The organism is Microcystis sp. MC19, assembly GCF_003019735.1.
In the GTDB taxonomy this organism is placed as follows: domain Bacteria; phylum Cyanobacteriota; class Cyanobacteriia; order Cyanobacteriales; family Microcystaceae; genus Microcystis.
Window position 1 is genome coordinate 2,893,090 of sequence record NZ_CP020664.1, and the last position, 13,553, is coordinate 2,906,642.

General features: G+C 41.7%; 13 protein-coding genes and 2 pseudogenes. 9 read left to right on the forward strand and 6 right to left on the reverse strand.

Going from position 1 to position 13,553, the window contains the following annotated elements:
* Positions 1-70: 70 nt before the first annotated feature.
* From B5D77_RS14700 to B5D77_RS14715, 4 genes are all read left to right on the forward strand, one after another.
* Positions 71-700, forward strand: a complete 630-nt coding sequence (locus B5D77_RS14700) for a ribonuclease D (protein ID WP_008206784.1) — start codon at positions 71-73, stop codon at positions 698-700.
* 352 nt (positions 701-1,052) lie between these two features.
* On the forward strand, positions 1,053-1,703 hold the full coding sequence (locus B5D77_RS14705; RefSeq protein ID WP_002781787.1) for a DUF3318 domain-containing protein: 651 nt from the start codon (positions 1,053-1,055) through the stop codon (positions 1,701-1,703).
* Between the two features lie 110 nt (positions 1,704-1,813).
* Positions 1,814-2,809 (forward strand): anti-sigma factor antagonist, encoded by a 996-nt coding sequence (locus tag B5D77_RS14710; RefSeq protein ID WP_008206782.1) that lies wholly within the window; start codon positions 1,814-1,816, stop codon positions 2,807-2,809.
* Positions 2,796-3,248 carry an ATP-binding protein gene (locus tag B5D77_RS14715; RefSeq protein WP_008206779.1) on the forward strand — a complete coding sequence of 151 codons (453 nt, stop codon included), beginning with the start codon at positions 2,796-2,798 and terminating at the stop codon, positions 3,246-3,248. The genes B5D77_RS14710 and B5D77_RS14715 overlap by 14 nt, the downstream gene beginning before the upstream one ends.
* 6 nt (positions 3,249-3,254) lie before the next feature.
* Here B5D77_RS14715 and B5D77_RS14720 read toward each other — a convergent pair whose 3' ends face one another.
* The 4 genes from B5D77_RS14720 to petN form a co-directional block, all read right to left on the reverse strand.
* The gene (locus B5D77_RS14720) at positions 3,255-4,700 is read right to left on the reverse strand and encodes a serine/threonine-protein kinase (RefSeq protein WP_039900643.1); all 1,446 of its coding nucleotides are present in this window, start codon (positions 4,698-4,700) and stop codon (positions 3,255-3,257) included.
* A 238-nt stretch (positions 4,701-4,938) separates the two neighbouring features.
* The gene (gene sbcD, locus B5D77_RS14725) at positions 4,939-6,192 is read right to left on the reverse strand and encodes an exonuclease subunit SbcD (RefSeq protein ID WP_008206775.1); all 1,254 of its coding nucleotides are present in this window, start codon (positions 6,190-6,192) and stop codon (positions 4,939-4,941) included.
* A 297-nt stretch (positions 6,193-6,489) separates the two neighbouring features.
* Positions 6,490-6,633, reverse strand: coding sequence for a hypothetical protein (locus B5D77_RS26270; protein ID WP_002736416.1), 144 nt, complete (start codon positions 6,631-6,633; stop codon positions 6,490-6,492).
* A 16-nt stretch (positions 6,634-6,649) separates the two neighbouring features.
* Positions 6,650-6,739, reverse strand: coding sequence for a cytochrome b6-f complex subunit PetN (petN, locus tag B5D77_RS14730; protein WP_012265708.1), 90 nt, complete (start codon positions 6,737-6,739; stop codon positions 6,650-6,652).
* A 414-nt stretch (positions 6,740-7,153) separates the two neighbouring features.
* On the opposite strand from petN, the gene B5D77_RS14735 reads away from it, so the two are divergent.
* Together B5D77_RS14735 and aroB are read left to right on the forward strand one after the other, a co-directional pair.
* Positions 7,154-7,549, forward strand: coding sequence for a hypothetical protein (locus B5D77_RS14735; RefSeq protein ID WP_008206772.1), 396 nt, complete (start codon positions 7,154-7,156; stop codon positions 7,547-7,549).
* Positions 7,550-7,683: 134 nt separating this feature from the next.
* The gene (gene aroB, locus B5D77_RS14740; protein WP_008206770.1) at positions 7,684-8,784 is read left to right on the forward strand and encodes a 3-dehydroquinate synthase; all 1,101 of its coding nucleotides are present in this window, start codon (positions 7,684-7,686) and stop codon (positions 8,782-8,784) included.
* On the opposite strand, the gene B5D77_RS14745 is transcribed toward aroB, so the two are convergent.
* Positions 8,761-9,897 carry a geranylgeranyl reductase family protein gene (locus B5D77_RS14745; protein WP_008206768.1) on the reverse strand — a complete coding sequence of 379 codons (1,137 nt, stop codon included), beginning with the start codon at positions 9,895-9,897 and terminating at the stop codon, positions 8,761-8,763. The genes aroB and B5D77_RS14745 overlap by 24 nt on opposite strands.
* A 238-nt stretch (positions 9,898-10,135) precedes the next feature.
* On the opposite strand from B5D77_RS14745, the pseudogene B5D77_RS14750 reads away from it, so the two are divergent.
* Positions 10,136-11,197 (forward strand): annotated as a pseudogene (locus tag B5D77_RS14750) (AAA family ATPase); the annotation flags it as partial.
* Between the two features lie 48 nt (positions 11,198-11,245).
* Here the strand turns inward: B5D77_RS14750 and B5D77_RS14755 are convergent.
* Positions 11,246-12,742: an IS5-like element ISMae6 family transposase gene (locus B5D77_RS14755; RefSeq protein ID WP_106908527.1), complete on the reverse strand. Its 1,497-nt coding sequence runs from the start codon at positions 12,740-12,742 to the stop codon at positions 11,246-11,248.
* 134 nt (positions 12,743-12,876) lie between these two features.
* On the opposite strand from B5D77_RS14755, the pseudogene B5D77_RS28135 reads away from it, so the two are divergent.
* Together B5D77_RS28135 and B5D77_RS14765 are read left to right on the forward strand one after the other, a co-directional pair.
* Positions 12,877-13,008, forward strand: a pseudogene (locus tag B5D77_RS28135) (AAA family ATPase); the annotation flags it as partial.
* Positions 13,008-13,526 (forward strand): DUF4276 family protein, encoded by a 519-nt coding sequence (locus tag B5D77_RS14765; protein WP_106909104.1) that lies wholly within the window; start codon positions 13,008-13,010, stop codon positions 13,524-13,526. The pseudogene B5D77_RS28135 and the gene B5D77_RS14765, both read left to right, overlap by 1 nt.
* Positions 13,527-13,553: the final 27 nt, after the last annotated feature.

A 13,553-nucleotide genomic window follows, 5' to 3' on the forward strand; every position in this document is an offset into this window, starting at 1 on the left:
CGTGCAATAGGCAAAAGCATTACAAATTTCCCTCCTGTCTCCTGTCTCCTGTCTCCTATCTGCTAACTATATGAACTTAGACAATTTTCAAGTGTGCGATCGAGATTTAAGCGATGACCTATTATCCCGTTATCTAGGGGTTAATTCGATCGCTGTAGATACAGAAACTATGGGATTAATACCGGGGCGCGATCGACTGTGTTTAATTCAACTCTGTGATCCCAGTGGTTTTGTCACCGCTATTCGCATTTTTAGGGGGCAAACAGAGGCTCCTAATCTCAAAAAGGTCATGGAAGATGAGCGGATAGAAAAAGTCTTTCATTTCGCCCGTTTTGATGTGGCTCAATTATTCCATACTTTTGCCATTGCCACGCAACCAATTTTCTGTACCAAAATCGCCAGTAAACTGGCTCGGACTTATACCAGCAGTCACGGTTTAAAAAGTCTCGTGCAGGAATTGGAAGGCATAGAATTAGACAAAACCGCTCAGAGTTCTGATTGGGGAAATGCCGCTAATCTTACCCCACAACAACTGAGTTACGCCGCTAACGATGTGCGCTATTTACTGTCAGTGCGAGATAAATTAATTGTGATGCTGCAAAGAGAAGAAAGATGGGAATTAGCCCAAAAATGCTTTAGTTGTATCCCCATCTTCACCGCTTTAGATTTACAGCAATACAAGGATATATTTGAGCATTAGTCGGCAAAATTTACGGTCTAGTTAATAAGTAAATAGAAGATAGATTTTGTCTTTAATCCTCCCTCACCCTGATCAGGTGGTGCCGCTCCCCCTTTAATCCCTCCTTAATAAAGGGGGTATCTGACAATTTTTAACACCCACCTACTTAGTCTGATTGACTGCCAATCGAACTTTAAAAACCCAGTTATGGATTGTTTCTCCCCACTCCCCACTTCCCCACTGGCCACTTCCAGCACTGGTTACTGATCACTGCCAATGCTCCCTAGGACCAAAAGCTGCCAAGATCACAAAAAAGACCGCTATGATCCAAAATAGAATTAATCGTCATTGGTAGAGAATAGGTAAAAAATCTATGACATCTTATGCGGCCTCCTCTGCACGAGCCGAAATGAGCGAACTTCGGCGCCTAAAAACCCTACTACCCCCAGAATTACAAAGTTGGGTAACGGTAGAAGGTTCCACAGAGATTAACCCCCCCCTGATCCGTTGTGAAGAAATTGGCAGAGACGAGGTAGAAATTCAGATAGATTTAGCCAAATGGGAGAATTTAGCCATCGATCAGCGTAATTTGCTCTTTTGGCATGAAGTGGCCAGGATTCAAAATGATAGTATTCCCCGGGAAGGCTGGGAAATGGCCGCCCTCGCTATCGGCCTAGGTGGTGCAGTGGGGGAATTATGGGTACAGGACGGGTTATTATTGCTTTTGGCCATGGGATTATGTGGGATTTCCGGTTATCGTCTCTGGCGCAAAAATAATGGCGATAAAATTCTCAAAGAAGCGATCGAAGCCGATGAAAAAGCGATCGCCTTGGCCACCCGTTTCGGTTATTCTCTCCCCAACGCCTACAAGAGCCTAGGCAGTGCCTTTAAAACCCTAATCGAACAAACACCTAACCGTCGTCTGCGTAAGCGTTATGAGACCCGTTTAGATGCCCTGAGAAAGAGTGCAGCCAAAGCGAAAGCCCAAACCCAAGGCCGTCCGCCCCTAGGCGAGATTCGTTAGCTGATCACAGGTAATCTCTGACATCACCCATTGGTATTTGGGGAAAAGTGTAGTAAACATTAGGTAGGTCAACAGGCCTTGTTCATCCATCAAATCATCTTTTTGTGTCGATGACTTCCCAAATTCCTGAAACACGTTTTCTGATCATTCCGATGGAGTATCCGGTTTTGCGGATGCCGGATCGCTTGACTGTCCTGGAAGCAGTACAGTTCAAAGATATCTTTCACCATCTCATCGTCCAAACACCCACTCCCGAAAAAGTCATTCTCGATCTCAATGCCACTCAATTTATGGATAGTAGTGGTGTGGGTGCTTTAGTGCATAATCTCAAAACGGCCAGGGCAAAAAATATCGAGTTAGTACTGGCTAACGTCCACCCCCCGGTGATGGGGGTTTTATCGATTACGGGACTAGATCAATTATTCACCTTCCAAACCTGTCCCCTAGCACCCCAAGAAAATGACTTTACTGCCACTGAAAACCATCTACCCGAAACCCATCCCTCGATTCGCAGTTGCTTAAAGCGCGGTCTTGACATTGTTGGTGGAATCGTGGGTTTATTAATTACGGGGCTTATTTTTATCCCCATTGCCATCGCTATTAAGTTAGACAGTCCAGGTCCAATTTTTTTCAGTCAAACCCGCTGCGGTTGGTTGGGAAAGGAATTTAAAATTCTCAAGTTTCGTTCCATGTGTGTGGATGCAGAAGCACTCAAGGATCAAATCCCCAATCAAGCGGAGGGAGCCTTTTTTAAGAATAAAAATGATCCCCGGATTACCCGAGTAGGAAAATTTTTACGTCGTACCAGCTTAGACGAATTCCCCCAGTTTTGGAATGTGATCACCGGTGAAATGAGTCTTGTCGGCACTCGTCCCCCCACACCCGATGAGGTGGAACGCTACGATGTTCCCCAATGGCAACGTTTAGATGTAAAACCAGGTATGACGGGGGAATGGCAGGTGAATGGTCGCTCTCGGGTGCGTAATTTTGAAGAGGTAATTCAACTAGATTTGCGCTATCAAGAAAATTGGAGTTTAGGCTACGATCTACAACTGATTTTTAAAACAATTTTGATTCTCTTTCAAAAAAACAGTGGTGCCTTCTGAAGTCTTAAATTCCCCTTCTTTCCCCCTCCAATTCCATCTACAAGTCCAGACGGAATTGGCAGCTTTAATCCCGGTCCTACAATGGTTTGAATCTCACGGCCGCTCTTTTCTACCCGACTCGGTGCTTTGGCAGTGTAAGGTGGCTTTAGCGGAAGGATTTACTAATGCTGTCCGTTACGCCCACAAACATTTACCACCGACTACACTGATCGAGCTAGAATTAACTTTACAGTACCATTCTCTAGAAATAAGAATATGGGACCGGGGTCAACCTTTTGATCTGCAAGCAAAACTTGATTCTCTACAACAACGTCCCCTCGCACCTTTGGAAATGGAAAGCACTCGCGGATTACTTTTCATGCGTTCTCTTACTGATACTTTACAATATATCCGCACTGGCGAAGGCAGAAATTGTTTAATTCTCCAGAAAAGTTTTTAAGCCAATTTATCCTTTGCTAGAAACTATGTCCATGGTACAGGTTTCCAGGCGAGAAAAAAGAATTATGCCACCACCCACACCCCACACAAGGGTGGGAAGATGTCCAGAGGGTGCTTTGAGAGAGAAAGTAATTTGATCGTAGTATAACCACTTGTTATTAACTCGCCAACCGACTTTTGACCCAAAATCGTTCCATTTTTGTTGATCATAATTACCGCTTCCTCCCAAACTTTCATAGATTCTTTTCTGAACAGATATACCGAATTTTCCCTGACTATATTTTAACCAAAGTTGATTTATAGTGGCTAAATCTTCACAGGGAAAGTTATCTATATCTTCTATCTTAAGATATTTTTCTTTAGTTCGATCGGCAACTTTTAAAAATAGATTAGCCGTTTCTTGATCTGCCTCTTGCCATTTTTCTTGCGCTAAGAAATCCCGTAGGTTAGTGTAATCAATTTCCTTGGCACTTTTGAGGTTAATTTCCTCCCTGGTGGCGGACGGAAAAACTGGCAAAATCGTTTCTTGAATTGTGACCTGTGATCGAGGTTTTGGCGGAATCACTACGGCTAATTTTACTGCTAACTCTTGCAGGACTTCCCCGGCTGATTGATAACGTTTTTTGGTGCCAAATTCAATTAATTTATCTAAAATTTCACCTAATTCAACAGTAACAGGATTATTAAATAGGTGCTGTCTCCATACCCATTCATGTTCACTCATATCGAATAATTGCAAGGAAGATATTCCCGTTAATAAATAGATACAAGTGACTCCCAAACTATATAAATCACTGCTATTAATCGCTTTGCCATTGCCTTGTTCTGGAGCGATATATCCCGCCGAACCGATCACTGTTCCTGTCAGGGAAAGATTAGCAATGGTCATAAATTTAGAGGCACCAAAATCCACTAAAATTATTTTATTATCGCTGCGTCTCCTAATTATATTAGCGGGTTTAACATCCCTATGAATGACTCTTTTAGCATGGATAAAATCAAGAATTGGCAAAATTTCTAATAAAAGATGTTTGATCTTTTCTTCATTAAAAACTCCCTCGCTTTGTAATTCTTGTTCTAGATTTTGTCCCTCAATATATTCTTGCACAAGATATTGTCGCCCATCATTGCTGGTAAAATAGGCATAGAGGGAGGGAATTTGTGGATGTTGACCGAGATTATCTAAACTAATCGCTTCTTCTTTGAATAATTCCGCTGCTTTCTTGAGGGCATTACTACCTTGAGCGCTAGGAAAAAATTGTTTAATCACACAATAAGGTTTAGAAGGTTTATCCTCATCAATTGCTTGAAAAGTTTTACCGAAACCTCCTTGACCAATTAATTTTATAGCACGATAACGATCTTTGAGTAATAATTGAAAGCAACATTTTTGACAGAATTTATCCGTAGGAGCATTGTTATGCAGACAATCGGGATTAAGACATAAACTCATGGCTGGTTTCAACAGGGATAGGGAAATCATAAATTATAAATTATAAATTATAAATTATGAAGTGGGGAGTGGGGAGTGGGGAGCTTTTTTTCAGTGATCAGTAAACTGATAACTGATAACTGATAACTGATAACTGATAACTGATCACTGATCACTGATCACTGATAACTGATAACTGATAACTGATAACTGATAACTGATAACTGATAACTGATAACTGATAACTGATAACTGATAGCTAAATCGAGGTTTCTTCCTCTGGCCAAAATTCTGGCTGTTGATTTAATAAAAGCTGGGCTGCCTCTAACATATCATCAACAATATCGCGCAAATCTTCCTTATTATCGATATAAGCTTTTAACGCCTCCATCGGATCTAATTGATTACCCACCCCTAATTCTGGTAAACGGGGACGGGTTAATTGACTAATTAACTCAGCCCGAATACTATAACTATGGGCAGGTTTTAACGCCTCATCAAGCTGATTGGTGTTGATTAGCTCTAATTGTTCACTGCGAATTTTATAAACTAAGCGGATAACTGCTTCCTGAATATCGTATTTTTTGAGAGCTTTCAGCAATTCTTTTTGGGGGTTTGCTGCCTGGGAAACATCCACCTCGATGGAACGGAAAGGACGCACAGGTAAAGGGCAAAATTGCCATTTAACCTCTCCTTTAGCCACTTCTATTAAAACATAGCCCTTATCTTCTTTTTCCTCGCTAAAATCTACTCGATCGATGCTCCCAGGATAGACAATAGGCGGATCATTGCTAGGATTAAGATTCTGGTGTTTGTGAACATGACCGAGGGCAACATACTCGAATTGTGGACGATTTAGCAACGATAAAGGCACGGTAAAACCTTTACCAACCGCTAAAAATCTTTCTGCTCCTAAACTAGCTCGATCAGCCATTAAATGGGCTAATAAAACTGTTGGTAAACTTGTATCTAATTGGCGAATTTCTCCTTCTAAAACTGGCTCCAAACGGTTAATTAATAATTCATTTACCCCACTCAAGGATAACCCCTCGGTTTCGGGACGGGTTAAGAGAGTGGCGCGGGTTAACCAGGGTAAAGTAATGACTTGGATATCGCCGTTGCGGGTGGCGATGCGATGGGTGGTTAGGCGATCGCCAACAATAAACCCCGGCACCGCTAGGGTACGATAGATGGAGAGACTGACACCGCCATTACCCTGAGAATGTTGATCGTGATTACCCACTAATAACACCGTCGGGATCTTAGCATCGGCAAGACGACGGAATTGACTGGCAAAAGCTTCGTGAACAAAAGGAGGAGGAGTGGCATCGGGAAAGGCATCTCCCCCAAAAAGCACTAGATCCACAGGGGAGGCAATAGCCCGATCGATACAGAGGCTTAAACTGCCCATAAAATCCTCTAAACGCGTGTTTAATCCCGTTTTTGGATTTAAACGACCATGGGAAAAACCGCTCCCCATGTGAATATCCGATAAGTGCAGTATTTTAATCATAAGTAGTAGGCAAAAGGCAAGAGGTGGTGAGATATGTCTAATTAATTGCGTCTAGCTACTTAAGACCTCCTGAAAAAGTAAGTTCTAGAACCGCTATCTAGTCAAAATATCTAAAAACTCAGATAAATCTGACATAATCTTAGGTTTTGTGGATAGCATAGTTGTTTCTTGTCTTTTTTATCCTCCTGTCTCGGATTATCCTATCGACCGTCTCCTCACCTAACGGAAGATTTTTGATTTTTGCAGGAAATCTATAGTAAAGGAAAAACAGGCGTAATTAAGTACACCTGTTCGGGATTATTTTCCTAATTTTTTATCGCCATCTTGGCGACGGCGATCGCGCCATTCTGTAGTCGTCAGGTAGAGAATGCCACCACTGACGATAACGAGGAGAATTAAGGCGACTAGAAAGAGAGTGTTGAGAATCAAGGATGTTTCCATGGTATCTATAGATTACCTAGAAACCGTTACGACCCCAAACCACCATGGCGATCGACCAAGTGAACAGGGCGAGAATGCTAACCCAACCAAGTGTCAAAATATCCATAATTGCCTTTGTTAAACGAATTACTTAGGAGTTGACACTCTCCGCCCTAAAAGTGCGGAGATTCTTGGGCTGAATCTTGCCGCTACTAGCAAAGCTAATTTTGGTCTTACAGTTTCATGTCTAGTCCGACTACACCTACAAGGTAAGCACCCTTAAAGACTACTCCCCAAGCGTAAATTTCTGTGTGTCCCACAGTATTTAATTGTTTTTCGCTCTTACCATGTGGACTTAGGATGAAAGCTTTTGTACCAGTGATGGTTAGAGATTTAGGGATTACGGAGTGTCGCTTGTTTCCTGCGTTCCCAAAGTCAACGACTCAATTTAATGCTAACATAAAGTCGCCCTAAAGGGCGAGGTTTTCAACCCAAATTTTCGATAATACTCCATCAGTGACTCCGTTTTAGAGAGGCGATCGTGCAAATTACGCTCAAGGAAAGAATCGAATCCATACAGGTGGGGAGTATCTCGGCGCTGGCTTTCCTGGTTCCCTATCTGCTATTTTTAACTGTTGATCGACTATTTTTAGGGGAATCGCTCACAGTAATTGGCGCTTTTGTCAAGATATCCGGGGCGATAATTAGCGGATTTCTCTTCGGTGTCACCTATCGTTATGTCGTCCGTAACGATGATAATCCCCATCTCAAAGATGGTACAGTGGCAGCTTTTGCCCTAGTCCGCGGCCTAGTTCCCCTACAATTATCCACAGACTTGATCGCTGACGCTTGGCAATTAAGTCTCTTTCTGGGAGAGAGCTTTATCTGTTTTTTATCCTGTCGTCTGCTCTTAGAGTTGACTAAGCTGCGTCAATAACCGATCATCTTTTTGGCTATCGGGAGTCAGGAGTCAGGAGATTATTTTTATTTATTCTCCCTGCTCCGGCACTCCCCATCTCCCTACCTCGCAATTCATAATTCATAATTGATAATTTATAATTACCACACCCCATGGCTATTTGTATTCCCGTTAATTTACCTGATCGCTCCTATAATATTCTGATCGAGAAGGGCAGTTTAGCTAATCTCGGTGCAGAAATGAGCCAGTTAAGCTTAGGCAAAAAGGTTTTATTGGTTTCTAATCCCGAAATTTTTGACTATTACGGACATAAAGCCGTTAATTCCCTAGAAAAAGCGGGATTTGTCGTTTTTACTCATCTGATCCCCGCCGGCGAAAATTATAAAACCCTCGATGCGATCGCCCAAGTTTATGATAGCGCCCTCGCTCACCGGCTGGAACGTTCCTCGACTATGGTTGCCCTCGGTGGTGGTGTAATCGGTGATATGACGGGATTTGCGGCAGCCACATGGTTACGAGGCGTTAATTTTGTCCAAGTTCCCACCACTCTGTTAGCGATGGTGGACGCTTCCATCGGGGGTAAAACCGGTGTTAATCATCCCCAGGGCAAAAATCTGATCGGGGCGTTTTATCAACCGAAATTAGTTCTGATCGATCCTAGCGTGCTTAAAAGCCTACCCGTGCGAGAATTTCGGGCTGGAATGGCAGAAGTGATTAAATATGGTGTAATTTGGGATGCTGAGTTATTTCAACAGTTGGAAGACTCGGACAATTTAGCCAGTTTTTCTCAGATCGATGGCGAGCTATTGCAAACAATTATTACAAAGTCTTGCCAAGCTAAAGCAGATGTGGTAAGCAAAGACGAAAAAGAGGCGGGTTTGCGGGCGATCTTAAACTATGGTCACACGATCGCCCACGGCATTGAAAGTTTAACGGGATATACTAGGATTAACCACGGGGAAGCGGTGGCGATGGGGATGGTGGCGGCAGGAGCGATCGCTGTTAAACTGGGAATGTGGACCGCCGGGGAAAATCAACGTCAAACCGATTTAATCGAAAAAGCTGCCTTAGAAACCCGTATGCCGCCTTTAAATGCCGATGAGATGGTCAATGCTCTCACTGCCGATAAAAAGGTTAAAGATGGCAAGGTTAGATTTATTTTACCAACGGCAATCGGCCAAGTCACCATTAGCGATCGAGTCACCCCTACCCTGGTGCGGGAGGTGTTATCACCAACCGAATCCGGGCAGTAAAAGCTTTTTCAATTGTTGCATCGCTTGTTCCGTAACATCCCGGTATTTTAAATCTCCCACGAGAATACGTCCCATCAGTTGACCGGCGATCGGCCGTTTAACGGCGACATTGTAGGCGATTTGGGTAAATTGATAGAATAAACTGGCTAATTTGGCCGCTAAAGCCATATCTTCCCCCCATTCTTCCCGAATTATCCGACTATAGCTCGCCAAAGCCCGATTATCTCCGGCTAAAGCTCGATCGATCGCCTCGGCTGCCTTAACTCCCGTCAAAATTGCCGGACGGATACCCTCCCCGATGAGCGGATCGAGAATACCCGCCGCTTCTCCTGTAATTAGGGCATTTTGGGCGTGTAGCGGTTGATTTCCGTTCCAAAGGGCTAAAGCATACTCACTATAGCGATAATCCTCTAAATTCCAGCCCTTTTGACGGGCATAATTTAACAGTTGTTTTTTTAGCTCCTCGGATTTGATGCTGCCCTTAAAACAACCACCGCTAATTGTGTAACCATTAGACTTGGGAAAAGCCCAGATATAACCATTTTTTAGGGAACCAAAATCAAAAAAAGCTTTTTGGGGGGGAATAGTCACTTCTGCGTTAGTAATTTCGAGAGTAGCCCCGATCGCTTGGTTTTTCGCTGGTAATCCTAACCAGCGACTGGTATTGCCCTTAACACCATCGGCAGCAATCAGATATTTGCCTGAAAATGTTCCCTGGGATGTGGTAACTTGCCAGTGATCTTGAAGGAATTTGATCTGGGTAACTTCGCTGTTATCTTGGATGGTTGCCCCGACTGCGATCGCCTGTTGACCTAAAAAATCATCGAAACGATCCCTTTGTACCATCCACATCGGTTCTAGCATATTTAACTTAGTGGTGACGGTATCCCCCTGTTTCCAAGTAAACTGTACTTGCGTGACGGTATTCTCGATCACGGGGGTAAAGTCAAAATCAAACCACTGCTTAATTGCCGGGGATACCCCCCCACCACAGGGTTTATAACGGGGTAATTTCGCTTTATCAAGGATCAGGACAGATCGTCCCCTTTTAGCTAGATGATAACCCGCCGTCGTTCCTGCTGGTCCCGCACCGATGATAATACAGTCAAACATTTGTACTAATTTAAGTCGTTGAACAAATTTATAGACAATTTACGCTATTTTGGGCAACTTGTCTTGAGTCTGGTTTCTTGTCCCTTCTTCAGACGGTTGATCTGGCCTCTCTAGTTTCTAGCTGATTTATCCCCCCATGTCCAAGAGAGCCTAATCTCTGGCTTTTTTGACTAATTGATCAATTATCTTCACCTGATCAATCGTATAATCAAAAAAACTATAACGGCTCGATTATATCATGAAAATTGTTTCTATTAAAATAAAAAACTATCGTATGTTTAAAAACATACACATAAGAGATATTCCCCCTTTTTGTGTGATTATTGGAGCTAACGGCACGGGAAAATCTACTCTATTTGATATTTTTGTGTTTCTGCGAGATGCCCTCAAAAACAACATTCGCCAAGCCTTACAAATTCGCGGCGGTTATAGAGAAATTATCACTAGAGGTCAAGAACAGGAAGATATTGAAATCGAGATGCAATTTCCCATGAAAATCTTAGATACAGAACGTCTGGTTACTTATCAAATCATAATTGGACAAAACAATAATCGCCCCGTTATCAAACGCGAAATACTTCGCTATAAACGGGGTGAACACGGTAAACCTTTTCATTTTTTAGATTTTAAACTTGGTCAAGGATATGCTATCACCAACGAAGAAGATTTTAGTAAACCGGATAAAGAACTCGATCGAGAAGAACAACAGCTAGAATCTAACGACATACTAGCGATCAAGGGAGTAGGACAATTTCAACGTTTTAAAGCCGCTACAGCCTTTCGTTCTCTGATTGAAAATTGGCACGTTTCTGACTTTCATATTAGCGAAGCTAGAGGAAGTAAAGAAATATCTTATGCTGAACACTTATCCCCCACTGGCGACAACATAGCTACAGTTGCTCAATATATTTATCAACAATATCCCGAAATTTTTCAGCAAATTCTCGAAAAAATGAAAGAACGAGTTCCGGGTATTTCCTCTGTAGAAGCCAAAGAAACCGAAGACGGTCGCTTGATTTTACGTTTTCAAGATCAGGCCTTTAAAGACCCTTTTATTGATCGCTATGTTTCTGACGGGACTATGAAAATGTTTGCCTATTTAATATTACTATTCGATCCCAATCCTCATCCCCTACTCTGTGTCGAAGAACCAGAAAACCAACTTTATCCTACTTTATTAAAAGAACTAGCCGAAGAATTCGCCCACTATAGCTATCGGGGGGGTCAGGTATTTATTTCTAGCCACTCCCCCGATTTTCTCAATGCGGTTCCACTAGCTAGTATTTTCTGGCTAATTAGGGTCTGCTGAAAAAGTCATTGAAAAGTACAGGTCTCTTAATCAATGATTTCACTTAGCTACAAGCATAAGCTTTAGTTGTTGATTAATTTTTAAATTATAACTTATCCTAATCATTGACCGAGAAAAAGTGCTGTTTTTCCATTTCAGACATAAAAAAGCCCAAAAAACCTGCCTCAACAGGTTAGAAAGATTCATGACTAAAAAAGTAATAGCAATCGCTGAAAAGGAAGTATGAGGAAGTTTAGCCATCACTTTACCTAAGCTAAATCTTCTTTTCCCCTGTCCAAATTTGCCCTCTATACAATTCCGAATCCTCTCATCATCGGTAGCTTGTTTCTTTTGTTCTTTACTAACATTTTTGGCTGGTCTTCCTAATGGGGGACCACTGATTCTGATTCCCCTTTCTTTACACCAAGCTCGGTTTTCTCTGGTTCGATAAATTTTGTCCACATGAACTGATTCTGGATAGTATCCTGTATAGTCATAATAAGCTTCTATTTGTGCTTTTAAATCTCCCGATTCATTAAAGTTATCCCAACTAATCCGGTCTAAAAATATGTAACCATCTATACAGCTTGCTGAGAATTTAGCCCCAAATTCTACGGGTTTTCCAGCTTTTCCTCTGACTATCGGACGGATATGGGGTTGAGTTAAGCTGACAATTCTGTCTTCAATACTCTGTTTGTTATTTTGGTACATCCAGAGTTGTTGGCGATAAACTTCTGTGACTACTAATAACAGCTTATAGTCTCTTTTTTTCAAGCTTTGTAGCGAGGCTCCTTCTGCTAAAAGTTGTTCAATATGGTCGAGATTTCTTTTTAGATATTGCAGTTGTCTTTTCAGAGCTTTTCGTCTTTGTTTGACGGTAGGTTTTCTTTTTTTTGCTACTTCTAAATAACTTTTTCTGGCTAGGAGACGATAGGTTCTCGGTTTTTGAACAAGTTTTCCTTTTAAAGTTTCATAGAGAATATCAATAATTTTTTCGGTTTGTTTTCTTCCTTGATTTAACAGGTTTAAATCCGTAGGATAACTAATATCTGCGGGCGCACAACTGGCATCTAAAATTAATTTACCTCGATTTTCTGGTTGACTTTGGGTTTCGCTCTCTAACTTTTTTTCGGTGTTTTCTTCTTCTTTTATTTCTCTCGAATTTTTGACCATAAAGCGATTCACTTTATTAATTAGTTCCAGAGTAATTCTTTCTCGAAAGTGAACCAACATTGACGCTTCAAACCGGGGTTCATTGCTGTAGGATGAAAACCCCAAGAAGTATTGTAAATAAGGATTTTCTTTGATTTGTTCTACCGTTTCTCTATCGCTTGTTCCTAATTTTTCTTTAATAATTAATGCTCCGAGTGCTGTCCTGAATGTTTTGGCGGGTGTGCCCATTTCTTCTGAAAAAAGTGATGCGTATTCCGCTTCAAATTCTGACCAGGGAATGAGGTTGGCCATAATTACCCAACGATTGTCTTGGGATAATTTCCCCTCAAAGGGCAGCTCGAATTTTTCTGGTGGGGTTGAGGGTAACTCGCTTTTACGGTACATTAGCACTAATTAGAGAAGATGCAAGGGTGATGCAAGGGTTTTAAGAGATTCTAGCAGATTTAAGTGCATTTGGGAAGCTCTCAATCAAGCTAAAAGCCCTTTCCTGTAAGGTTTTTACCATTATTCAGCAAACCCTAATTAAATCCCAAGGTATCACCCAAATCCATAGGGCTGCCGATAGCGAAATCATCAAAAACTTAGTAGCGGAAGGCGATTTACCCGGCTATCTTTGGAATCAAGGCTGGTTTGAAGGAGTAGCACCATAATGAACTATGATATCGTATTTTTGCTAGAAGAGTCATCTATAGAAAATGTGTTAAACGAACTTTTGCCTAAACTTATTCCCCCAGAAATAAGGTATAAATGTATTAGTAATCAAGGCAAACAAGACCTAGCCAAATCTATTCCTATAAAACTCAAAGCTTTCAATAAATCTAGTCCCAATACCAAATTTATTATTGTCCACGATCAGGATTCCCACGACTGTCAAAAACTCAAAAAAGACCTAGGGCAAATTTGTCAAAATTCCAGTGATGCTCAAGTCTTAATTCGGATTATTTGCCATGAATTAGAATCTTGGTTTCTGGGAGATTTAGCAGCGGTGGCCAAGGCCTATAATTTAAATAGTCTCGGTCAAAAACAAAATAAAAGTAAATACAGAGAACCGGACCGGCTTAACTCGGCTAAACAAGAATTAAAAAAGCTAGTGAAAGAGTATTATGCAGGAACCCACTCTAAACAGATTGCCCCCCATCTTTTCCTAACTGAAAATAAATCCCTTTGACCACTGCTGTTATTGTATGTCTTGAAT

What these genes read in the sequence shown, in the direction of transcription:
- B5D77_RS14700 (WP_008206784.1), top strand. Translation starts at nt 71, where the DNA reads ATGAACTTAGACAATTTTCAAGTGTGCGATCGAGATTTAAGCGATGAC.
- B5D77_RS14705 (WP_002781787.1), top strand. Translation starts at nt 1,053, where the DNA reads ATGACATCTTATGCGGCCTCCTCTGCACGAGCCGAAATGAGCGAACTT.
- B5D77_RS14710 (WP_008206782.1), top strand. Translation starts at nt 1,814, where the DNA reads ATGACTTCCCAAATTCCTGAAACACGTTTTCTGATCATTCCGATGGAG.
- B5D77_RS14720 (WP_039900643.1), bottom strand. Translation starts at nt 4,700, where the DNA reads ATGAGTTTATGTCTTAATCCCGATTGTCTGCATAACAATGCTCCTACG.
- sbcD (WP_008206775.1), bottom strand. Translation starts at nt 6,192, where the DNA reads ATGATTAAAATACTGCACTTATCGGATATTCACATGGGGAGCGGTTTT.
- B5D77_RS26270 (WP_002736416.1), bottom strand. Translation starts at nt 6,633, where the DNA reads ATGGAAACATCCTTGATTCTCAACACTCTCTTTCTAGTCGCCTTAATT.
- petN (WP_012265708.1), bottom strand. Translation starts at nt 6,739, where the DNA reads ATGGATATTTTGACACTTGGTTGGGTTAGCATTCTCGCCCTGTTCACT.
- aroB (WP_008206770.1), top strand. Translation starts at nt 7,684, where the DNA reads ATGGCTATTTGTATTCCCGTTAATTTACCTGATCGCTCCTATAATATT.
- B5D77_RS14745 (WP_008206768.1), bottom strand. Translation starts at nt 9,897, where the DNA reads ATGTTTGACTGTATTATCATCGGTGCGGGACCAGCAGGAACGACGGCG.
- B5D77_RS14755 (WP_106908527.1), bottom strand. Translation starts at nt 12,742, where the DNA reads ATGTACCGTAAAAGCGAGTTACCCTCAACCCCACCAGAAAAATTCGAG.
- B5D77_RS14765 (WP_106909104.1), top strand. Translation starts at nt 13,008, where the DNA reads ATGAACTATGATATCGTATTTTTGCTAGAAGAGTCATCTATAGAAAAT.